At 44.1% G+C, this 20,979-nt stretch carries 20 protein-coding genes; 6 read left to right on the forward strand and 14 right to left on the reverse strand.

Annotated features, from left to right (window positions below; translation table 11 throughout):
* Positions 1–9 precede the first annotated feature (9 nt).
* From ACKWCA_RS22690 to ACKWCA_RS22715, 6 genes are all read right to left on the reverse strand, one after another.
* On the reverse strand, positions 10–1,242 hold the full coding sequence (locus ACKWCA_RS22690; RefSeq protein WP_413980538.1) for a hypothetical protein: 1,233 nt from the start codon (positions 1,240–1,242) through the stop codon (positions 10–12).
* A gap of 409 nt (positions 1,243–1,651) precedes the next feature.
* Positions 1,652–3,268 (reverse strand): family 20 glycosylhydrolase, encoded by a 1,617-nt coding sequence (locus ACKWCA_RS22695; protein WP_413980539.1) that lies wholly within the window; start codon positions 3,266–3,268, stop codon positions 1,652–1,654.
* Positions 3,269–3,296: 28 nt separating this feature from the next.
* Positions 3,297–3,947, reverse strand: a complete 651-nt coding sequence (locus tag ACKWCA_RS22700; RefSeq protein WP_413980540.1) for a GDSL-type esterase/lipase family protein — start codon at positions 3,945–3,947, stop codon at positions 3,297–3,299.
* A gap of 246 nt (positions 3,948–4,193) precedes the next feature.
* Positions 4,194–5,075: an alpha/beta hydrolase gene (locus ACKWCA_RS22705; RefSeq protein WP_413980541.1), complete on the reverse strand. Its 882-nt coding sequence runs from the start codon at positions 5,073–5,075 to the stop codon at positions 4,194–4,196.
* Positions 5,076–5,097: 22 nt separating this feature from the next.
* Positions 5,098–5,826 carry an MIP/aquaporin family protein gene (locus tag ACKWCA_RS22710; protein WP_413980542.1) on the reverse strand — a complete coding sequence of 243 codons (729 nt, stop codon included), beginning with the start codon at positions 5,824–5,826 and terminating at the stop codon, positions 5,098–5,100.
* Positions 5,827–5,889: 63 nt separating this feature from the next.
* On the reverse strand, positions 5,890–7,155 hold the full coding sequence (locus ACKWCA_RS22715; protein WP_413980543.1) for a serine hydrolase domain-containing protein: 1,266 nt from the start codon (positions 7,153–7,155) through the stop codon (positions 5,890–5,892).
* Positions 7,156–7,374: 219 nt separating this feature from the next.
* On the opposite strand from ACKWCA_RS22715, the gene ACKWCA_RS22720 reads away from it, so the two are divergent.
* The 3 genes from ACKWCA_RS22720 (at position 7,375) to ACKWCA_RS22730 (ending at position 10,601) form a co-directional block, all read left to right on the forward strand.
* Complete coding sequence (locus tag ACKWCA_RS22720; protein WP_413980544.1) at positions 7,375–7,707, forward strand: DUF2853 family protein; 333 nt, start codon at positions 7,375–7,377, stop codon at positions 7,705–7,707.
* A 105-nt stretch (positions 7,708–7,812) separates the two neighbouring features.
* Positions 7,813–10,026 carry a DUF5916 domain-containing protein gene (locus tag ACKWCA_RS22725; RefSeq protein ID WP_413980545.1) on the forward strand — a complete coding sequence of 738 codons (2,214 nt, stop codon included), beginning with the start codon at positions 7,813–7,815 and terminating at the stop codon, positions 10,024–10,026.
* Entirely contained in the window at positions 10,026–10,601 is a 576-nt protein-coding gene (locus tag ACKWCA_RS22730; protein ID WP_413980546.1) for a 3-keto-disaccharide hydrolase, read from the forward strand. The genes ACKWCA_RS22725 and ACKWCA_RS22730 overlap by 1 nt, the downstream gene beginning before the upstream one ends.
* A 17-nt stretch (positions 10,602–10,618) precedes the next feature.
* Here ACKWCA_RS22730 and ACKWCA_RS22735 read toward each other — a convergent pair whose 3' ends face one another.
* From ACKWCA_RS22735 to ACKWCA_RS22770, 8 genes are all read right to left on the reverse strand, one after another.
* Positions 10,619–11,077 (reverse strand): DUF1569 domain-containing protein, encoded by a 459-nt coding sequence (locus ACKWCA_RS22735; protein WP_413980547.1) that lies wholly within the window; start codon positions 11,075–11,077, stop codon positions 10,619–10,621.
* A gap of 90 nt (positions 11,078–11,167) precedes the next feature.
* Complete coding sequence (locus tag ACKWCA_RS22740) at positions 11,168–12,130, reverse strand: NAD(P)-dependent alcohol dehydrogenase (protein WP_413980548.1); 963 nt, start codon at positions 12,128–12,130, stop codon at positions 11,168–11,170.
* A 98-nt stretch (positions 12,131–12,228) separates the two neighbouring features.
* Entirely contained in the window at positions 12,229–12,840 is a 612-nt protein-coding gene (locus ACKWCA_RS22745; RefSeq protein WP_413980549.1) for a Crp/Fnr family transcriptional regulator, read from the reverse strand.
* 33 nt (positions 12,841–12,873) lie between these two features.
* Complete coding sequence (locus ACKWCA_RS22750) at positions 12,874–13,758, reverse strand: SMP-30/gluconolactonase/LRE family protein (protein WP_413980550.1); 885 nt, start codon at positions 13,756–13,758, stop codon at positions 12,874–12,876.
* Positions 13,759–13,846: 88 nt separating this feature from the next.
* Positions 13,847–15,496 carry an N-acyl-D-amino-acid deacylase family protein gene (locus ACKWCA_RS22755; protein WP_413980551.1) on the reverse strand — a complete coding sequence of 550 codons (1,650 nt, stop codon included), beginning with the start codon at positions 15,494–15,496 and terminating at the stop codon, positions 13,847–13,849.
* 85 nt (positions 15,497–15,581) lie between these two features.
* On the reverse strand, positions 15,582–16,415 hold the full coding sequence (locus ACKWCA_RS22760; RefSeq protein WP_413980552.1) for a sugar phosphate isomerase/epimerase family protein: 834 nt from the start codon (positions 16,413–16,415) through the stop codon (positions 15,582–15,584).
* 78 nt (positions 16,416–16,493) lie between these two features.
* Positions 16,494–17,516 carry a DUF3500 domain-containing protein gene (locus ACKWCA_RS22765; RefSeq protein WP_413980553.1) on the reverse strand — a complete coding sequence of 341 codons (1,023 nt, stop codon included), beginning with the start codon at positions 17,514–17,516 and terminating at the stop codon, positions 16,494–16,496.
* Between the two features lie 3 nt (positions 17,517–17,519).
* Complete coding sequence (locus ACKWCA_RS22770) at positions 17,520–18,371, reverse strand: transporter (RefSeq protein ID WP_413980554.1); 852 nt, start codon at positions 18,369–18,371, stop codon at positions 17,520–17,522.
* Positions 18,372–18,525: 154 nt separating this feature from the next.
* Here ACKWCA_RS22770 and mazG point away from each other — a divergent pair, with 154 nt between their 5' ends.
* The 3 genes from mazG (at position 18,526) to ACKWCA_RS22785 (ending at position 20,977) form a co-directional block, all read left to right on the forward strand.
* On the forward strand, positions 18,526–19,299 hold the full coding sequence (gene mazG, locus ACKWCA_RS22775; RefSeq protein WP_413980555.1) for a nucleoside triphosphate pyrophosphohydrolase: 774 nt from the start codon (positions 18,526–18,528) through the stop codon (positions 19,297–19,299).
* A 147-nt stretch (positions 19,300–19,446) separates the two neighbouring features.
* The gene (locus tag ACKWCA_RS22780; RefSeq protein WP_413980663.1) at positions 19,447–20,763 is read left to right on the forward strand and encodes an MATE family efflux transporter; all 1,317 of its coding nucleotides are present in this window, start codon (positions 19,447–19,449) and stop codon (positions 20,761–20,763) included.
* Complete coding sequence (locus ACKWCA_RS22785; RefSeq protein WP_413980556.1) at positions 20,750–20,977, forward strand: hypothetical protein; 228 nt, start codon at positions 20,750–20,752, stop codon at positions 20,975–20,977. Before ACKWCA_RS22780 ends, ACKWCA_RS22785 begins: the two co-directional genes overlap by 14 nt.
* Positions 20,978–20,979 lie beyond the last annotated feature (2 nt).

Genomic DNA, 20,979 nt, shown 5'->3' on the forward strand with positions numbered 1-20,979 from the left:
TGGTTCATTTTATTTGCGTTGTGCTCTGATGTAGACATCAAGTGCGTCCGGTCTGTCGTTAACAAAGTGTAGGGCTGTTAGTCCATCTTCGGTTTGGTCGATTACTGCAGGAATGGAGGTTGTGGTCAAAAACCATTTTGGAGGAAGGATAACCACATTTCTGTTTCGTCCGAAGCTACGATCCCAAACCAATTGATCATCATCGAGTACATATCGATTCGGATCGGTATAGGTTTCGGTGATACGCAAACGTTTGGTTTCCCCTTCTTTTAAGGGCGCGTACCAGATAGCAATAACTTCTGATTCGACAGTTATGGTGTCCCCAATATCGATGCCTTTTTCCGTGATTGCTTTTCCCTTCAGGGTCTCTACTTGTAGTGCTTCCCCCGTGTCGAGTAAAATTGCAGATGGGTCCGAGGCTTTGCTCCCCGCTCGTACGATATTCAGATAACGATCCATGCCTACCTTCGTTTCGGTATAGTCATGATACAGTCGAAACGAATGGGTTTCGGGTTGTTGGAGAAAGTAGACGATTTCGCGATTTTGAAATGCACGCTCTTCAAATTCCCATCCGGAGCGTACTTTCGATTTGTTACGACCGTTGCCGGAAGAATCAAAGGAATAGTTGTTCTTTTCCGGTTTTTTGATCGTGGCATTTGCGGGTAACGGTCTTGCCTTGATTTCCAAGGGTACGGCTTGTGGACCATTATTCATAAAGCTCAATTTGATCTGGCCTTCGGGAGTCAATTGTACTTGGGAAGGATAGTTGCAATGGGTCAGTTCATATTGTGGAGGTAGCACAATGCTGTTCCTCTTGATGCCCAAGGTTCTCGTGAAAACAATACTGTTGTCTTTTTGAAAATAACTTGTTGTATCCGCATAGATTTTGTCAATCCGTATACGCGCTTCTCCATTAGGGGGTACCGCTCTTGCCAATTGAATTTGAAGGTATTCTCCATTATCTACTGCCTCGTCGAGCCCATTTTTTTTTGCAAGGGCTCCGCTAACGATTTCCCATTTTAAAGCTTCTCCCGAATAGGCATCCCTAACGGTGGTCACTTGGTGTTCACTACCCTTTCGCAGCGTATTCCAGTAATAGGTAGCACCGGGAGTAGTTGCACTGACATCATAAATGATTCGGAACTCATTGCTGTCAGGCGACAAAAGTTCGTATCGGGTATAACTATCCGCTTGGGTCTGTTGAGCTTTAGCGCTAAATGTAATGGCGCACAGGACACCCATTATGAAGATGCGTTTTATTAGTTTTGTTTTTTTTCTCAATGGGTTGGTGGTTTGGTTAGAAGCTGTTTGCTAAGATAACGAACAAATCGATAGCCAGCGAATTGCTACTTAAGAAGCAGGGTAAGGCAACTGGTTGCTGTAAAATTTATCGACTGTACCCTTCTCAAGGAGGAAATGATTAGATAATGTTCAGTCCGTTTTAGATTTGACGATTACTGGTGCACTTACCTGTTTACGAGTTGCACCCGTAACCAGAAAACTTCCAATCACCAAAAATGCCAAAGTTCCTAGGTTTGAAGCGTTCAACGGACCACAGTTTATCGCCCATTCATATCCTGAAAAAATACAAAACCAGTACCGGAGAGCATTTCTACGGTGAGTTGGTTAAATAATATACTATCTACACTTCTTAATCCTTCTCAATTTCCTTGTATGAGTATTTGCTTTTCTTCCAGTCAATTAGAGGCGAGGCATAATATTTTACGTTCATGCGGTCTAGGAAAGGGGCTTGGTTGGCCAAACGAATTTTGTACTCTTCCCAATTTCGGTTTTCCGGGGTTGACCAACTGAGCTCGGAATATCCGATAGCTCGCGGAAAAGCCAAGTATTCCAATTCACCGATATCGCTAATGGTTTCGGACCATAGTGGGGCCTCAATGCCCAAAATACTTTCCATAGGAATGCCTTCATACGTTTCCGGTGTCCAGATGTATGCCGTATCCGTTGGGATATAAGCGGCCCAATGTAATCCGTGTTTTGAAAGGGTATCGTATTCCATATCGAGATAGGCTTTATTCGCAGGTGACATGATGATTTTCATGCCCTTTGCGATGGCATCCATGGCATTTTTTTTGCTGGCCCAGAACTGTGAAACGGAGGAGGAATCAATATCGGCCTGCCCGATCTCATCCCAACCGATCATGCGTTTGCCACGCTTCTGTACTAGTTTTTCTACACGCTCTACAAAATAGATATAGTCTTTCTTTTTGGTCACGTGACTTTCGTCTCCCCCGATATGAAAATAGGGTCCGGGTGTGATGGCAGCGATTTCGCCGATGACATCATCCAAGAAGGAGTAGAGCGTATCTTTTCTTGTAGCAAAGGTGCTTTTACCGACCTGGGTGCCTTCGTAAAGCTCTGGTTTTTTACCATTACCGTTGAAAATAGGATAAGCCACCGAGGCGGCATTGGTATGCCCGGGCATATCTACTTCGGGCACGATGAGCACGTGTCTTTCCGCTGCATAGGCAACGATGTCTTTATACTCTTCCTGGGTGTAGAATCCACCACCTTCACCACCCACTTCAGTGCTACCACCAATTTCGGTCAATAAGGGCCATGATTTGATTTCGATACGCCAGCCTTGATCATCAGTCAAGTGTAAATGCAATACATTGTACTTGTAGTACGCAAGCAAATCAATATATTTTTTGACATCCTCCACGCTGAAGAAATGGCGTGCCACATCTAACATAGAGCCACGATACTCGAATTGGGGGCTATCGATTATTTTTCCGGTCGGAATCGTCCAAATGGGATAGGTGGCAAGACTATCGGAACTTGCTTCAGGAATCAATTGGCGTATGGTCTGAATACCGCGAAATGCTCCTTCGGCAGTATTGGAATTTAAAATAACCGAATCTTGGGTGATATACAGTTGATAGGCCTCTGGGGCGTTCAACTCTAGGCTATCCGATTGATTGATGTAAATTACGGTTTCCAGATTAGGAATTTCATCTATATTGACCTGTACATCCAGTTCGGTCTTGCTTTTTATCTTTTTGGCGAGAAAACTCCCTACTTCCTCAAATCCGGCTGCTTCCGAGGTATAGATCGCCGTAAATTGATCCAGCGCGAAACCGCCATTGGTCGGAATCATTTTGAGCGGCTTCGGAATAAGGTTTTCCGCTGTCAGATCCGTCTCGGGAAATTCGATAACACGCTTCTTTTTTTCTTCTTTACAGGTAGCGAAGACCAGTATGGTGAGAAAAACGAATAGACTTTTTAAAACGGTAGAGTTTTTCATTTTTTTAAACTATCGGTTGCTGTTTTACTTATTTAACGTGGGGTTCTAATACCTCAAACCATATGTCGTACCCTTTGGTATTCATATGTAAACCATCTTCGATAAAGAGGTCTTCTTTCACCTTTTTGCCGTTGAGCATGGGCTTCCAGACATCTGCGTAGTCCATTTGGACATCTTTTCGGCTCAGTTTTCTGAATTTTCGATTCAAGCGTTTGTAGTCCCGTTTGAGATTCCAACGTGCGAGGCTAGGTTTCGCGGCAATAAGTACAATCTCGGTCGTCGCGTCTTGGGCTCTGATTTCTGCAATTATGGCCAATATATCCCCAATGATTTCCTTAGTTTTTTTACCTGCCGAAATATCATTATCACCCTCGTAAATAAATACTTTTCGGGGTTTAAAGCGCAGTACGAGTTCTTGACAGTTGTCCAGAAGATTACTGGCCTGAGAACCTCCAAAACCTGAATTCACGATTTGATGGTCTGGAAAACGATCTTGTATATCATGCCAAATACGGATGCTAGAACTACCAGTGAAGACAATGGTCTCTTTAGAAGCATCCCATAGCGTATCATACTTTTTTTGAATGGCTTCGACCTCGTCTGCAAATGGTGCTATTTCCTGTGACTGTGCAAATAGGATGGAGCATACCATCAGCGTAAAAAAAAGTGAGTATCGCATTCGAGTTCTGAATTAAGCTCAAATATACTTTATTTTATGAAGATTTTGGAGGCCAGCAGTACACTTTTAGAAAAAATGTGCTCGAGCACATTTTTTCGTGCCCGGTCGTTGTTACCATCATTTAACCTTAAAGACAACGTCCGTAGGTTCTCAAAAATATGGTAGTGTCGGACTATCCCAAGCGGTGCGGCATCTAACCGTGACCTCGCAGCTGGGCTCTGTGTAGTAGCTTTTTACTAAGACGGATCAGTTATCCGACGACGGTACCACGATTCCTTCTGCGACGGACCAATCGTAGAAACGAGAAATCCAATTGTCTGACGGTAGGTTTTGCTTTTTCATACCGAACCCGTGCCCCCCTTTAGCATACATATGAAGTCCGGGGCCTTTATTGGCCTTTAACCATGCATTGTAAAGCTCAATGCTTCCAGAGGCCAAACCTAAGGGGTCGTCAGTAGCGCAGACAACCAACATAGGTGGTGCATTTTCGGGAGCTTCCTTAACGGGCATCGCAGTGGTCCACGGATACACCGGTACGATGAAATCCGGCCGATTGTCTTTGGTGAAATTATAAGCCACACCCATTGTAACGGCACCTCCAGCTGAAAAGCCCATAAAACCTATTTTGTTAGGGTCGATTTTCAGGTCCTCTGCATGGGTGCGAACATAGGCAATGGCGGAAAGTCCGTCTGCGATGGAATAGGGCATCACCGGGACCACCCGTTCAAAAATACGAGCGGGATTGCTCGCTCCTTCATCCGTAATTTCTTTGACTCCGTCTTCTCCTGTTGGCACCAAGCGATATTTCAATACGAAGGCGGTGATGCCTTTTTCGGCCAACCACTCGGCGACTTGAGTACCTTCACTGGTAATACTCAGTGCATAGAGACCGCCACCCGGCGCTACGATAACCGAAGTGCCGTTCGGGTTTTTCGGTCGAAAGACTTCCATGGTAGGAAGTGATACATTGGTCACCACATCGTTCTGCCAGATGTCAGAGAAATAGGCTTTTTCGTCACCCTCCCATTTCACATCGGCTGCTTTTTCGTGGGGTACGGAGATGATTTCCTGGGCGGTCAATCCCTGCAAAGCAAGAAGCACAAGAAGTAAGAAAACTGATTTTTTCATCGTCATTATTTTTTTAGATTAATTACACACCTATCGCCATATATACCATTGCTGCAAGCAGTCCGCCGGCTATGGGTCCTACAACGGGAATCCAGGCATACCACCAGGCACTTTCACCTTTTCCCTTAATGGGTAGTAGCGCATGCATGATACGTGGTCCGAGGTCACGTGCAGGGTTGATGGCGTAACCGGTTGGGCCTCCTAGGCTAATTCCTATCGCTAAGACCAATAATGCGACCGGTAAGGCGTCCAAGGACCCTAGTTTAATTTGCTCTCCGGAAAAGGAGCCTCCAGCGATATAGAAAATCGCGAGGACAAAGGCAAAAGTTGCTATGAACTCGGTCAAGAAATTCCAAAACGGACTTTGGATGGCCGGGGTGTTGGCGAAGGTTCCTAGAATGGCACCCTGGTCCTCAGTGGCATCATAATGCTTTTTGTAGGTGAGCCATACTAAGGTCGTTCCTGTCATGGCGCCAAGAAACTGTGTTAAGATATATCCTGGAACAAACGCCCATGAGAATTTTCCGGCTGCGGCCAGTGCCAAAGTCACCGCCGGGTTCAAATGGGCCCCGCTGACATCGGCGGCTACAAATACGCCTACAAAAACCGCCATACCCCATCCTATGGTAATACCTACCCAACCCGCTGTTCCTCCATAGGTGCTTTTTAGGTTGGCGTTGGCCACAATTCCGTTTCCGAGAAGAATGAGCAGGGCTGTTCCAATAAATTCAAAAAGATATGCGGTCATCATGTTGGTTGTTTTTAAGAGCTAAAAGATAGAAAAATTACCAAGACATTGCTGCGTACAGTTAAATTAATCGATGATGGCCTGATACACGAATTGACGCATTACAGTGCTGTAATAGTCATTATACGGTTGTACCTGCGTCATCAAGAGGGCAATAAGTTCTTCTTCGGGATCGATGAAGAAGTAAGTACAATAGGCGCCGCCCCAATAGTACTGGCCGACCGAACCTGCACTTTTGCTTGCCGCTAAATCCGTTGTTACACCAAATCCAAGACCAAAGCCTTGGCCCGGTGCCTGATAAAGATTCCCCACTTGGTTTATGGTCATGATCTCCAACGTTTTTGGGCTGAGGTATTGCCTACCTTTCCAAGAACCTTGGTTCAATAGCATTTGACAGAAGGTCATATAATCGGCTGCCGTGGAAAATAGGCCGTGTGTTCCTCCGTATACCGTATTTCCTTCTACAGGTAACTGCTGTTCGGAGTTGACCATTTTTCCGGCTTCATTGTAATTGTGCACCGGAACCCATCTTTTCTGGTTTTTCTTAGCGACGTTGTACCCGGTATCACGCATTCCAAGTGGGTCGAAGATTCGTTCTTGTAGAAATTCGGCAGTATTCATTCCAGAAAACTTTTCGATTAAAAGTGATAGGACGTCGGGAGCGGCACTATAGTACCATTGAGCTCCGGGTTGTCCGATTAGCGGTAGATCTATAAGTGTATTCACACGGTCTTCAATATTTTTTTGAGGCTCGAAATACAACGCTTGCATGATTTCTTTGTCAAGTTGGGTTCCTCCAAGGCCATGTGAAAATCCGGCCGTATGTGAAAGGAGCTGATGGATGGTTACCTGCGACTGGATATCCTCGGTTGGCCCATCCAATCCTTGCGAGGCGTCTGTTGCCACCTTCAGATTCTTGAATTGAGGAAGGTATTTTGAAACCGGATCGGTCAATTGAAAATGCCCCTCTTCATATAACATCATGAAAGCGACGGAAACTATGGGCTTTGTCATCGACATGATATGGAAAATGCCATCCTTCGACATGGGCGACTTTTCTTCAAGACTCATGAATCCATAGGCTTCACTATGTACGATCTTGTTTTTGCGCGTCACCAGTGAAACGGCTCCCGGTATTTTTCCTAAGACCACTTCCTGTTTTAAAAAATCACCATAACGGTCAAGTCTGGTATTTGAAACTCCTTGGGTAGCTTCCGGACTTTCTTGAACTTCTTGGCCCGTTGCCGATAGCGAAAATAGGGCTAAAAACAGTGTTAAAAGCCAAATTGTTTTCGAATTAAGGGCCCTTTCGGAGTAGAGAGTTAGTTTCATAATAGTAATTGGTCTAATGGGTTATTTAGAATTGATGAGCCTGCAAATAGCAGCATTTATTGCATTAAAGGGTTCTTACTTTTCCAAGATTTGGAGGGCTAAAAAGATACCCAAATTTTAGCCTGTTTGTTGCAAAATTGACTATTAAATTTATAACTTACATCTTGAACTTTAAAATATAGGATTTTCAATAATCCGAATAACCCTAAAAACTATATTATGAGTGATTTAGCTGACAAATTAGCGGCCTTGAAATCTACGGCAGTGAGCCAATTGAACGAATGTGGCGTATCGAATATTGACCATGATAAATTAGATGGTTATGTGAACAGCCTAAAATCTATGGTGAATAACAAAGATGCTACGTTGGTCTCGGGTACCGATGAGTCTGAACTTGAAACCGTTAGAAGAAACTTTGTGGAAAAGAAATTGGGTGTTTCCGATAAGGATAAGGCCATGGCGGCAATCAGTTCGGTTGCGGATAAAATGTCAGGTATTCGCATGAAAAGCAGGCCGGCATTCTACTACTTGGTTCAGGAGGAGTTAAGTTAGTACGAAAAAAATAATGTCACTTTAGAGCGATCTTCGGGTCGCTTTTTTTATGTCGAAAATCTCGAGAATAATGCTACATTTATACGACCGTAACCAACCGTACCTATGTATAGAATCACTCGATTAACCCTGTTCTTTTCGGTTTTAGGGATGCCCTTAGTTATTTTCGCTCAAAACACAGCCTTAATTGATACGGGAGAGAGACCCACCGCTAAGGCGGTTGCTATTGAAGCACTTCCGACAATAGATGGTGAGGTGTTGAACGACCCCGTGTGGAAGGAAATAGAGTCTTTTGGCGACCTCACACAGGCACAACCCAATTTTGGACGACCCGCTTCGGAGAAAACGGAGATACGTATCGCCTACACAAAAGAAACATTCTACCTTTCGGTAGTATGCTTCGATTCGAGGCCTGAAGACTTGGTGGTCTCCGATGCCCGGCGTGATGCCGATCTCGATAATACAGACGCTTTCCTCTTTATATTGGATACGTACAAAGATGGTCAGAACGGCTTTGTATTCGGCACCAATTCCTTAGCTGTGGAATACGATGCGCAGGTGGATAATGAAGGTCAGGGAAATTTCAATGCGAACCGACAGCAGGGAGGAACCATTGGAGGATTCAATCTAAATTGGGATGCGGCCTTCGAAGTAAAAACACAGGTGGGCGATTTTGGATGGAGCGCGGAGTTTGCGATCCCTGTCCGAACACTGCGTTTTCAAGCGGGTAAGGATTGGGGAATCAATTTCAGACGCAATATCAGAAAGACTAATGAGATCGTATACTGGGCAGCAATGCCGGTCGGTCTCGATTTGAAACGCTTGTCCCTAGCAGGTACCTTGACTGGCCTGGATTTGCCCTCGCCCGGGAATCTCAAATTGATTCCGTATATCTTGGGACGAATGGATAAGGACTTCACAGCCACTGACCCTAAGAATAGGTTTGATGCCGAGGTCGGAGGGGACGTGAAATTCAGTGTGACCCCCAGTTTAACCCTTGATCTGACCTATAATACTGACTTTGCCCAAGTAGAAGTGGACGATCAACAGGTGAACCTCGATCGTTTTAATCTGTTCTTTCCTGAAAAGCGACCTTTCTTTTTGGAGAACGCCGGGCTCTTCAGCGTCGGTAGCCCAGGCGAAGTCGACCTTTTCTTCAGTCGGAGGATCGGTATCGGTGACAATGGCAATATTGTTCCTATTATCGGCGGGGCACGCTTGTCGGGAAAATTGAATAGAACCAATGTTGGACTCTTAAGTATGTGGACCGAAGAGGTCAGTGATAAGGGTATCGAGGAAAATAATTTTACGGTTGCACGTGTAAACCATGAGTTCAAAGGACGTACGGCCCTAGGGGCCGTGTTTATCAATCGCGAAGGTCTTCAATCATCGGATAGTTACAACCGTACTTTTGCTCTTGATGGGAAATTGGGTCTCGGTAGAAAAGCTCGGATGTCAGGGTTTTATGCGAGGACAGAAGACCCCAACGACACGATTAACGCTCACTCGCTTAAATTTCAGACAGACTATAATTGGAACAATTGGGAACTACGCGCCGGCTATACGGAGGTAGGACAAGGCTTTAACCCCGAGGTAGGTTTTCTGCTTCGTCAATCATTTCGAAAACCGGAAGGGCTTGTTTTATATCATTTACGCCCCAAAAATCCTGATGCGAAGATTTTAGAGTATCGTCCACATATTTCATACCGCGGATACTGGAATTTTGACGACTTTCAGGAAACTGGTTTTTTGCATGTGGATAATCATTTTGAATGGAAAAGCGGTAATGAACTACATACCGGGGTCAACTTCACCACCGAGGGAGTTGTAGAGGCTTTTGACATTTCGAGAACGGGTAGGGTTATCGTCGACCCCGGTGTCTATCGCCATGCGGAATCACAACTGATTTTTTTCACCAACCAGAGTAACCCCTGGTCGGTAAATATTCGTTCGGTAATAGGGGGTTCTTTCGGGGGTACGCGATATCAGGAGAGTATCACAGGACGTTATCGGGCAGGGGATAAGTTCAACGCCGATGTGACCTTTTTGTACAACAATTTTCAACTTCCGAACGGTGATTTTACAGCGAATATACTGAGTACACGTTTGTCGTATGCTTTTCAACCCAATATTTACCTACAGGGGCTGATCCAACACAATACCTCCGATAAATTGTGGGCGGCCAATGTGCGCTTTGGATGGCTGCAACAAGCCAATACCGGACTCTTTGTCGTATGGAACTATAATTTGCAAGATGGTGACCCGCTCAATAATAGTTTTATTGTAAAGTACACACGAATTTTCGACCTGGTAAAATAATGAAAATAAAAAGATACGTTTTGGTTATCCTACTCCCTTTTTTAATGGCTTTATGTTCGGCTCAAACCGAAGCAGAACCGATTTTTCAAGAGAATGGAACGGATTATACGGTAGAAGGGGAGGCCACTTGGCGTTTTGCGAACGATGAGTTGATCGGTAGTCTCTCTGAAGGTGCCGGCTTTGTCATGACCAAAGCGTCTTATTCCGATTTTATGTTGGAGCTGGAGTTTAAACCCGATAGTACCATTAACTCAGGGGTTTTTATCCGCTGCCAAAAAAGGGAACTTTCCTTTGAAGATTGCTATGAAATCAATATTTGGGACCTACATCCAAAACAGGAATTCAGAACTGGTGCCGTGGTCTCCCGCTTCTCTCCACTGAAGAAGATAAAAACCTTGAACAAGTGGAACCGTTATCGAATCAAGAATGAAAAAGACCATCTTCAGGCCTGGATCAATGATATTCTTGTTGTTGATCTTCGTGATGCAGATCTTAAAAATGGACCTATTGCCCTGCAGGCGGCGGAAAAAGGAGAAATCAAGTTTCGCAATGTGAAGATTACGAAACTTGAATGAATCGCAAGGTACTTATATTACACTCCGAACTGTTGCAAATGATGATCCAGGTGTTTTGAGAACAAGGTGTTCCATTGTTGGTCTGTCAAATCACCGAAGGCCGGGTTGTTCAATCCATTAAAATGGGTCTTGCCTAATTTTTGGGTTTTTTCAAGAAACTCGACCAGCCGTTTCTTTTCTGTTTCGAACTCTTTCGCTTCGGTCATTTTAAAAATAGGGGAGGTCGGTATGTTCTTTTTATAAGGTTTGGGGCCCAAAACCGTATTCTTGGCGAACAGTCTTGCCATGAATCTACCGAAAGCATTGGGTTTGGCATGTTTGTCAGTGTACACGATTTCATAAGCCACATTGCAATGGGCCATCATTTGCGCGACATCCATCTTGCCCCAAAGGCCTTGGGTCTCTGGAGTGAGTTTTTCGATACGGTCAATGGTTTCTTGGGTTTCCTTTTGGTCATAAAGATTTCTGATGGTCATGATGTAATTTTTAAGGATCGCTACAAGATATTGATTTTTCGTAGATAGCGAATCGGTTTATTTACATCAGTGACGATCTAACTTTTCGAATTAGGACATGGATAAGAGCACATTTCCTGTCTTTTGACCGGTCAAGACATAATCATAGGCCTCTGATACCTGTTCCAAGGGGTATACTTTTTCTATCACCGGTTTGAATTTTCTTTGTTCCAACAACTCCTGCATCAATAAAATACTTCGTTTACAACTTTTTGGGATAGGGAATACGACCCTTTTCCCCCCTTTGAGCCATGTAGTCAAGGGCAAATACAGATTTTCGCCTTTGGGCCCGAGTTCCGAGGAAATATAAATCCCTTTTGGAAGCAGTAGTTTTTTGCACTGGTCAAAGGAGCTCTTTCCAACCGCATCGAAGATGAAATGGTAGCGCTCTTGGTCCGCTGTAAAATCCTCTTTTAAATAATCATAGGTCTTATCGGCACCCAATGACTTGATCAATTCTATATTTTTGGTATTGCCTACCGCGGTAACATAGATCCCAAAATGTTTTAGCAGTTGTACGGCCGCTGTGCCAATAGCACCAGTAGCCCCATAAACTAGAGCTTTGTCGCCGGGCTTCAAATTGACCATAGTGATGAAATTATAGGCATAATGCGCACCTTCTGCACTGGCTGCGGCCTCCGCATAGGATATACCATCGGGAATCTTGGCGAGGGCTTTATCTTCCCTACAGGTCATATATTCGGCTTGAGAGCGTAAACCCTCGTCGTAGAGGCCAAAAACACGATCCGCAACCTTGAATCCGGTGACTTTTTTCCCAATTGCTTCGATTTGTCCGGCAAAGTCTGTTCCGGGTACCTGATGGCTTGGTTTGAATAAGCCAACAAAGGCACGAATAACGTATGGCTTTCCCGTGAGAATACCGCAATCCGTTCGATTGACCGTCGTGTTATGTACGCGTATGAGTACTTCGTTGTCTTTGGGCTCAGGTTTGTTAACGGAGGTGACGGTTAAGACGTTCGATAAGCCGTATGTGCTTCTAGTAGCTGCTTTCATAGGTTTAAAAAGTCAAAGTTACATGTACTTTCTTAGCCGGATCATTGACTTTGGTTAAGAAAAAAGCCTTCTACGAAGGTTGTGGGTACTGAAATAGATTATTTATGGGATATTCGTTTTCGTATCCTGCTCAACGACTCAGCAGCTACCCCTAAGTAACTGGCTAATTGGTACTGAGGTACCTTATTCAGGAGTTCTGGCCTGAAGCGAAGTAAGTTTAAATACCGCTCTTCTGGTGTGGTAACAATATAAGTCGCCAATAGTTCTTGGTAATGGGCCAATTCTTCCTGTAATGAAGTACGACTTAAAGTCTCGAGCTTCGGAAATCGCTCGTACAGTATTTTTTGATTCTCAAAAGTAATGACAGAGAGCATGGTCGGTTCAACACAGGATAAAAAGTATTTAGATGGTGTTTTTTCAGAACCTGTGTTCATGGAGAATATGGAATCTCCTTCGGTATAAAAGAAAGTGGACTTCTCTTCCCCATCTACAAGGTAGTATTGGCGTACACAACCCGAGACTACGGAATAACTTTTGGCCGAAACTTTCCCTTTCCGTAAAATAAGTGTGCCGCTATCGAATGATTCAATGGAAATCAACTGCATTGCATCTTCGATCTCCTCTTTGGAAAGAGCGCCTATAGCTGCAAAACATTTTTTCATTTCCTTCTTTACCGCGTCGGTATTCGGTGCTACATTCGATTCATGCATGACAATCCTTTTTGGATCTAAATATCCCGGATACTATCGTATTCCGTTTACGGCCATTTCCAAAGTATATACAGAATCCATGGCGGTAATGAATAGAATATTTTGATTCGGACCACCAAAGGTGACATTGGCCGTCCATTTTTCAGGAACCTCAATATGCTTGATTTGTTTTCCGGTTTTATCAAAGACCGTTACGCCGTCACCCGTCAGATATACATTGCCTTGATGGTCTAAAGTCATTCCGTCGGAACCCAATTCGCAAAATAATGTTCGATTTGAAAGTGTACCATCTTCCATGACAGAGTACATATAGGTTTTTTTATCGCCGATATCTGCAATGTAGAGGGTCTTTCCGTCGGCCGTACCAATGATGCCGTTGGGCATTACGAAATCTTCGGCCACTATTTTGACTTCCCCAATACTCGGGGTGATGTAGTATACGCGACGTTCCGTAATTCGATTCTCTGTGGGCTCCCACCAAGGTCTTTCATATAAGGGGTCGGTAAAGTAAATGCCACCATCGGGATCTACCCATAAATCATTTGGTCCTCCAAGTAGTTTTTCTTCAAAATCGGAAATCAGCACCGTTGTATTCTTTTCCATATCGATGCGCCATAGTTCATTTTTTTCATCGGCGCAGGATAGTAGATTTCCATCATGATCGAAATACAAACCATTGGAACGACCACTAGGTTGCATCCAATCCGAAACTGTATTGGTCGCCGCACTCCATTTCACGATTCGATCGTTGGGCTGATCCGTAAAATAAACATCACCATTTTTGTCCGTCGCCGGCCCTTCGGTAAACTTGTATTCCTCGGCGACTAAGGTCAATTCGGCCCCCTCAGCCACAATATTTTGGGCAGTACATGAAAGGGCCATGGCCATCATGGAGAAAAGTAAATAGGCATTTTTCATCGTAGTTCTTCTTTATAGATTGAATATACACAAAGATATTGAGGTGTTTCTTGATTTTAAGCAAGCGTGGTTCGCGGGCTGGGGTCCTCTATTTTTTCCAACCGGGCCCTTTGACAAACCTCCCTGGGGAATTTCCGGTATGCGCTCCGTCTTTGAGTACATGCCCTCCGTTCACAAAAACATGTCGCATACCCGTTGCATATTGATGTGGTTTTTCGAAAGTTGCATTGGCTTTTATTGTGGTCGGGTCAAAAACAACGATGTCGGCATAGTACCCCTTTTTTAAGGCCCCCCGCTTACGGAGTTTTAAATTGGTCGCCGGCAAGGTGGTTAATTTGTAAATAGCTTCCTCTAAGGGTATGACTTGTTCTTCACGAACAAAATGCCCCAACAATCTGGCGAAAGAGCCGTAAGCTCTTGGGTGGGTGCTTTGCTCTAGAAAAACACCTTCGTTGGTATAAGAACCAGCATCGGAGCAGATGCTCATATATGGTAGCTGCAACTTCTTTTTGATATTCTCTTTGGACATTGAAAAATAAACGACCTGAATTCTACTATCATCCTCGTAAATCAAGTCGACCAAAGTTTCGTTCGCTGAGATAGCTCTTTCCGCTGCTACTTCCGCAAGCGTCTTTCCAATATATTTACGCATGGCTTTGTTACGAAACCCAACCAAAAGGATTTTGTCAGGTGGGACATGAAAATCTATTTCAGCCATCATTTGTTTCCGTTTGACCGGATTTTCCATGAGTCGTATGGTAGCGTCGTGACCGCCTTCTTTTGCCCAAGATGGCAGTACGACATTGAGTCCGGTAGAACTGGCATTGTACATATACATATCCGTAGTAATGTCGAGTCCCTTTTTACGTGCGTTGGTTACCAGGGTAATGGCACTATCCAGCAAATGCCAATTGGCATTTCCCGAAGCCTTGAAATGGTAGATCTCAGCTGGTAGTTTGGCCTCTTCCGCAATGGTGATCAATTCTTTTACCGCCTCCAGCAGTTGGCCTTCTTCATCTCGTATATGGGAAATATACATACCGTTGTAATTGGCCACCACCTTTGCGAGTTCAATAATCTCATCTGTTTCGGCATGTCCGCTCGGCACATAGATCAAAGAGGTGGATAGTCCGACAGCGCCTTCTTCCATACCTTCCCGCAATAACTTTTTCATTTGACCCATCTCTTCAGTGGTAGGAGGGCGCTTATCGATTCCTATAACATGTTCACGTAGGGTGGCATTACCCACGAACGAAGCGACATTGGTTGAGATACCTTTGTTTTCAAGGTGATTGAGATACTCTCCCAGCGTCGTCCAGGACACTTCATACGTAATGTCTCCTTGATTTTCCTGCATCTCCTGTTTCATACTAGGGTTTAATGGCCCCATTGAGGAACCTTCACCTAAAACCTCTAAGGTGACTCCCTGACGGATATCGCCTTGCGACCGACCATCTTCAAGAAGGGAAACATTTGCCCAACTCAACATATTGATAAACCCCGGAGCAACCGATAGACCAGTAGCATCGATTTCTTGTTTCCCCATAGCATTTTCAATAGTGCCGATGGCGGCAATGGTATCGGCGTTGATGGCTACATCACCCAGAATAGCGGGTTGGCCGGAGCCGTCAAAGATCTGGGCATTCTTTATTAGGATGTCATATTGAACTGGTTGAGGCTGGCATCCGATGAGGAATAATGCGCAAACCGAAAGGGTAAGGACAATTTGATTTTTCATAGGTTGGGATTGGTTTTAATTTTACGCTGTTCAGATTGGTTTTTTGGGAGAACGATTATTAAACCTATCAGTATTGTCTTGACTTTTATAAGTCTCTCAAGAACGCCATATTGTGCTTCATACTTTCAAGAGGCGTGTTTTCATATTCTTCTTGTTCGATAAAAATATGTTTGACCCCTGAGGTTTTCCGATTTTGCATGATAGTTTTAATATCCAGGGCTCCTTTTCCGAATTCCGTACTTTCTTTTTTACCCATATCCATATCCTTCAAATGCCAAAGCGGAAATCGTCCGGGATATTTTTGAAGATAATCCATGGGATTTTTTCCTCCTACTATGACCCAACCCAAATCCAATTCCATATGTACTAAATCAGGGTCCGTATGCTCTAGGAGTACATCATAAAGTACTTTCCCATGATGTGACTCAAATTCATATTCATGATTGTGATACCCGAATTTGAGACCTAGTTTTTTACAGGATTCCCCGGCCTTGTTAAACGCTTCGGCCACTTTTTTGTAATTGTCCACGGTTTGCCCTCTGCTAGGCATCGAAGAGCAGATGAGATACGGTTGTCCAGAGGCCACTGCTTCTTCCATCGTTTTTTGAAAATTGGTGTCCAAAGCCACATGACCGCTTGTTAAGGTCATGCCCAAATCGGCACATGCCTTTTTCATCTCCTTTGCTGACATTCCATAGTAATGACCCTTTTTGCTTCGGGCCGATTCGATTTCAGTGATGCCAATGGCTGCTATTTGTGCCAAGGTAGCCAAAGGATCTTTGGTCATTTCATCTCGAAAAGAGTATAATTGTACGCCATATTGCTGTTCTTTTAAAGGGGTGAAGGCAATAGATGGTAATACAAGTGCACCGGTCGCATAAATACTGCTCTGTTTTAAGAAGTTTCTTCGTGTTGTCATAATTCAATTTAAATGGGTTGAGGAACAAATAACCTGCCCACGTGAGTATTTAAGGGTGTCAAGATATTCTAAGTCTTTTCAATGATCTTCGCTCAGGTGTTTTTTCAGAATATCTTCTCCGTAATCATTGGTCGGATCACGTATTACGGTATGTACATGGTTGGCGTTCGTCTGTGTGTTGTCATATTCGATCAATAGCACTGGCCCTTGAATGCACCAATAATTTGGCACACCGGGTTCAAGGCTGCCCGCCCAGGAAAAGGATAGCTTGTCAAACCCCGCTTTCTTGATTTTGGACCAATAGGTATCTGCAAATTCCTTTTCATAATTGTTGACATAAAGACGGACCAACTCGAGAAGTTGTTTTTGTTGGTCCGAAGTCAGCTCTTTGAACCAGATTCCCTGCTGTTCAAAACCTTCGATTTTTGGGCGTGTAGTAGTCAGTATTTCCGGGGGCGCTACTTTTGAGAATACAGCTTTTTTCAATTGCTCGGCCGAAAGGGAGTTTATGAGTGCAAAGCTTGATTGGGTTTCTTGTCGTAACACCTCCTTTTCCTTATGTCCCGTAATTTTAATCACTCCGGGATTGGTACCAAAAAAACTCGGTGTTACAGAACTTAGTTTATGCTCAGAGGCCGTAAAATTGAGCGATAGGTGATGCCCTTCAAATCGCCAACCCCAGGGTTTACCCTCTTCGGGATTCCCAAAAATCGAAAAATGGTAATTGAGCGGGTCCCTCCTCGGTCTTCCGTCGGGCATGGTATCATGAGCAGCGTTTTCAATGACCCGAAGTATTTTTTCGAGCGAACGTATCTCATGGGTTTTTCTCAAACCCTCTTCACTGAGGGAAGATTTGAGCAAATCTAGGGCGGCTTCTTGTTGTAGCTCGTCGAAATCGTGGAATCTTGGCCCTTTTCTAGGTAACGGCACATAGTTCATATTATAGCGTTCCTCATCATCGAGGGCGAAAAGTGCCTGTGACTTTAAATCCTCAGAAAGTGTTTCTAAGAAAGTAGTAGCTTTTTCTGATAGCGTTTGTCCTTGAAGTTGTCCTACTACTAGAAATAGAAAGAGCCCTTGAATCAATAACCGTGTTTTCATTTTTTACTCATTTAGGCGGTAACTAACAAATGCGATATGCCCACTATCAGGTGACCACGAGGGAACATTAATGGTGCCCTGTCCACCAAAAAGTTTGGCCATGACCTGCACCTTGCCGGTTTCCAAATTCATTAATCGAAGTTGTACATTTTTATTCGCAGGGTGTTTGTCGGCCGGTACTTCGATACCAAAAGAGACGTAAACGATCCATTTGGCATCAGGAGAGGGGTGTGGAAACCAATCATGCAGTTCGTCTGTCGTAATTTGTTCTTGATGGGTTCCGTCAGATCGCATTCTCCAAACCTGCATGGTTCCCGTTCGCATGGAGTTAAAATAAACATACCGGCCATCAGGGGAATAATCCGGCCCGTCATCCAGACCCTCAGTACTGGTCAGACGCTGTTCTTTACCACCCTCGACAGCAATAGTATAAATGTCATAATTACCGTTTCGTTCCGCACAATAGGCCAACGTCTTCCCGTCAGGAGACCAACCATGCCAATACGATGGCCCCAAAGGCGTTATTTTTTTAGGTACTCCTCCCGCGATAGGCAAGGTATATATCAACGATTTGCCTGTTTCTGTCTGGTCACTGATCACCAGTTGCGTTCCGTCAGGTGATATACCATGATCATTGTTGATCCTTTTGGCAAAATCAGTGGGAATCAATTCAGGTGTTCCTCCTTGCACCGGAATAGTATAGAGCAGGCCTTTGCTATTAAAAATCAGGGTTTTCCCATCAGGAGACCAATTGGGTGCTTCAATATGTTCTTGGGTATGATATATGGTATCCCGTTCAAAGGAGGATAGGGATATGGTCTGCAACGTGCTTTGTACTGCTTTTTTTTGGGCCATTAGGGAGGTCGTAGTGCATGTGCATACTAAAACAAATCCGTAAATGATTTTTATCGACACTGGGTGGGACTTTGTTCTTCCGATGTCCTAAAATACTAAATATAACAACACCTTCTCTCTTCGGGGATTCGTACTTTTGTCAAAACGGATATTAATGCACACCAGAAAAGAACAATTGCAGGCTTTCGACCGCTTATTGACCATTATGGACGAGCTTCGGGAACAGTGCCCCTGGGATAGAAAACAGACCATGCAGACCCTTCGACATTTGACCATTGAGGAGACCTATGAGTTGGGGGATGCTATTTTGGATAATGACCTAGAGGAAGTGAAAAAAGAGCTGGGTGACGTATTGCTGCATATCGTTTTTTATGCGAAAATCGGTTCGGAAACCAATGATTTCGATATGGCCGACGTATGTAATGATATTTGTGAAAAATTAATCCATCGGCACCCTCATATCTATGGGGACGTAACGGTCAATGATGAGGAGGACGTAAAACGAAATTGGGAGACTATCAAATTGAAGGAAGGAAAAAAAAGTGTGTTGGAGGGTGTGCCGAAAGGCTTACCGGCCTTGGTGAAGGCGAATCGCATACAAGATAAGGTTGCCGGTGTAGGGTTTGATTGGGAAGCTCCTGAGCAGGTATTCGAGAAGCTACAGGAAGAACTACACGAGTTTATGGTAGAGGTAAAGGCAGGAGATCAAGATAAAATGGAGTCTGAATTTGGTGATGTGCTATTTTCCATGGTGAATTACGCCCGTTTTTTAGAACTGAATCCCGAAAATGCCTTAGAGCGGACCAACAAAAAATTCATAAGGCGATTTCAATATGTGGAGTCAAAGGCCAAAGGCCTCGGTAAGACCTTGAACGAAATGACCTTGGCCGAAATGGATGTCTTTTGGGAAGAAGCAAAACGAATTTGAGGTCCAATACCACTGTCAAAAGCAAACACAAAATACACACCTCTAGTACGGCGCTAGACCCAGGATCAAAATCAAAAACCAACAGACCCTTTGCAGCACTACACGAAAGAATTTAAATACAACATTAGACTGTCGGTTCCGGTGATTATGGGACTTCTGGGGCACACTTTAGTGCAACTTGCCGATAATATTATGGTAGGGCAGCTGGGAACGGCAGAACTTGCTGCAGTTTCGCTTGGTAATAGTTTTGTTTTTGTTGCGATGTCATTGGGCATCGGTTTTTCAACAGCGATTACGCCTCTAGTGGCGGAGGCCGATGGTGCGGGCAATAAGGCCAATGCCAAGGGAGCTCTAAAGCATGGTCTAGTACTTTGTACGATTTTAGGTCTTTCGCTTTTCGGTATTATCTGGCTTTGCAAACCCCTGATGTATCACATGGAGCAACCCGTTGAGGTGGTCGAACTCGCAATGCCTTATTTAGATCTAGTGGCATTATCGCTCGTTCCTTTGGTGATTTTTCAGGCGTTCAAGCAGTTTTCCGAAGGCTTGTCTCAAACGAGGTATCCTATGTATGCCACGATAATTGCCAATGTCATCAATATAGTTATCAACTATTTATTGATTTTCGGTTCGTTCGGATTTCCGAAGTTGGGAATTGTCGGTGCCGCCATCGGTACTTTGGTCGCCCGTTGTTTGATGGTGGTGTACATTTGGTTTCTTCTTAAGAACAAGCAAAAGTTTCAGGAATACGTGACGGGTTTCAATTTCAGGAAAATCGAGAAAAAGGTGATGAATAAAATCATCAGTTTGGGTTTTCCATCGGCACTTCAAATGTTTTTTGAAGTTGGCATTTTTACCGCAGCCATTTGGCTTAGTGGTGTTTTGGGGAAGAACGCCCAGGCCGCAAACCAGATTGCCCTGAATTTGAGTAGTATGACCTTTATGTTTGGAATGGGACTCGGGGTCGCGGCCATGATTCGGGTAGGAAATCAAAAAGGGCTTGGTAACTTTGTGGAACTAAGACGTATCGCCAAGTCCATTTTCTTTCTGACCTTGCTACTTGAAATCGTGTTTGCCCTATTATTTCTCTTAGGAAGGAATTGGTTTCCTTCCTTGTACCTTGATCTTGATTCCGAATTGAATAGCACCGATAATATGGAAGTGCTATTACTTGCAGGGCAATTGATGTTGGTTGCCGCGTTCTTTCAAATATCCGATGGTATTCAGGTGGTGGTGTTGGGCGCACTAAGAGGATTACAAGACGTTAAAATACCGACATTTATCACCTTTATAGCCTATTGGCTTATCGGATTTCCTATATGTTATTATTTAGGTCTGTATACCGACTTAAAAAGTATGGGTATTTGGATCGGCCTGCTGGCCGGGCTCACTGCATCGGCGATTATGTTGTATATTCGATTTAATTATTTGACCCAGAAACTAATTGAGAATGGAGCTACCTAAATTTTTATTGGGCGACAATACCGATTACCCAGCTGCCATATTCGTCGTGCACACTGAATATCCACGATTTGTGATCAATCTTGAGAACGATGAGGTAGAATGGCTTGAGGAATTTGCTCGGGAAGACGAGCGCGAATTGGAATCGGAAACCGAGAACCTTATCGTACAAGCGACTGAATTTTACGATCGGGAGGTTTCACGTTATGAAGACTAGGG

This window comes from Maribacter corallii, assembly GCF_047345415.1.
Classification (GTDB): Bacteria; Bacteroidota; Bacteroidia; order Flavobacteriales; family Flavobacteriaceae; genus Maribacter_C.

Bases quoted from the DNA above. Each gene is read 5' to 3' on its own strand.
- ACKWCA_RS22770 (WP_413980554.1), bottom strand. From the start codon at position 18,371: ATGGCCCAAAAAAAAGCAGTACAAAGCACGTTGCAGACCATATCCCTA.
- mazG (WP_413980555.1), top strand. From the start codon at position 18,526: ATGCACACCAGAAAAGAACAATTGCAGGCTTTCGACCGCTTATTGACC.
- ACKWCA_RS22720 (WP_413980544.1), top strand. From the start codon at position 7,375: ATGAGTGATTTAGCTGACAAATTAGCGGCCTTGAAATCTACGGCAGTG.
- ACKWCA_RS22740 (WP_413980548.1), bottom strand. From the start codon at position 12,130: ATGAAAGCAGCTACTAGAAGCACATACGGCTTATCGAACGTCTTAACC.
- ACKWCA_RS22755 (WP_413980551.1), bottom strand. From the start codon at position 15,496: ATGAAAAATCAAATTGTCCTTACCCTTTCGGTTTGCGCATTATTCCTC.
- ACKWCA_RS22730 (WP_413980546.1), top strand. From the start codon at position 10,026: ATGAAAATAAAAAGATACGTTTTGGTTATCCTACTCCCTTTTTTAATG.
- ACKWCA_RS22700 (WP_413980540.1), bottom strand. From the start codon at position 3,947: ATGCGATACTCACTTTTTTTTACGCTGATGGTATGCTCCATCCTATTT.
- ACKWCA_RS22785 (WP_413980556.1), top strand. From the start codon at position 20,750: ATGGAGCTACCTAAATTTTTATTGGGCGACAATACCGATTACCCAGCT.
- ACKWCA_RS22745 (WP_413980549.1), bottom strand. From the start codon at position 12,840: ATGCATGAATCGAATGTAGCACCGAATACCGACGCGGTAAAGAAGGAA.
- ACKWCA_RS22750 (WP_413980550.1), bottom strand. From the start codon at position 13,758: ATGAAAAATGCCTATTTACTTTTCTCCATGATGGCCATGGCCCTTTCA.
- ACKWCA_RS22780 (WP_413980663.1), top strand. From the start codon at position 19,447: ATGGGACTTCTGGGGCACACTTTAGTGCAACTTGCCGATAATATTATG.
- ACKWCA_RS22725 (WP_413980545.1), top strand. From the start codon at position 7,813: ATGTATAGAATCACTCGATTAACCCTGTTCTTTTCGGTTTTAGGGATG.
- ACKWCA_RS22705 (WP_413980541.1), bottom strand. From the start codon at position 5,075: ATGAAAAAATCAGTTTTCTTACTTCTTGTGCTTCTTGCTTTGCAGGGA.
- ACKWCA_RS22690 (WP_413980538.1), bottom strand. From the start codon at position 1,242: ATGGGTGTCCTGTGCGCCATTACATTTAGCGCTAAAGCTCAACAGACC.
- ACKWCA_RS22765 (WP_413980553.1), bottom strand. From the start codon at position 17,516: ATGAAAACACGGTTATTGATTCAAGGGCTCTTTCTATTTCTAGTAGTA.
- ACKWCA_RS22715 (WP_413980543.1), bottom strand. From the start codon at position 7,155: ATGAAACTAACTCTCTACTCCGAAAGGGCCCTTAATTCGAAAACAATT.
- ACKWCA_RS22735 (WP_413980547.1), bottom strand. From the start codon at position 11,077: ATGACCATCAGAAATCTTTATGACCAAAAGGAAACCCAAGAAACCATT.
- ACKWCA_RS22760 (WP_413980552.1), bottom strand. From the start codon at position 16,415: ATGACAACACGAAGAAACTTCTTAAAACAGAGCAGTATTTATGCGACC.
- ACKWCA_RS22695 (WP_413980539.1), bottom strand. From the start codon at position 3,268: ATGAAAAACTCTACCGTTTTAAAAAGTCTATTCGTTTTTCTCACCATA.
- ACKWCA_RS22710 (WP_413980542.1), bottom strand. From the start codon at position 5,826: ATGATGACCGCATATCTTTTTGAATTTATTGGAACAGCCCTGCTCATT.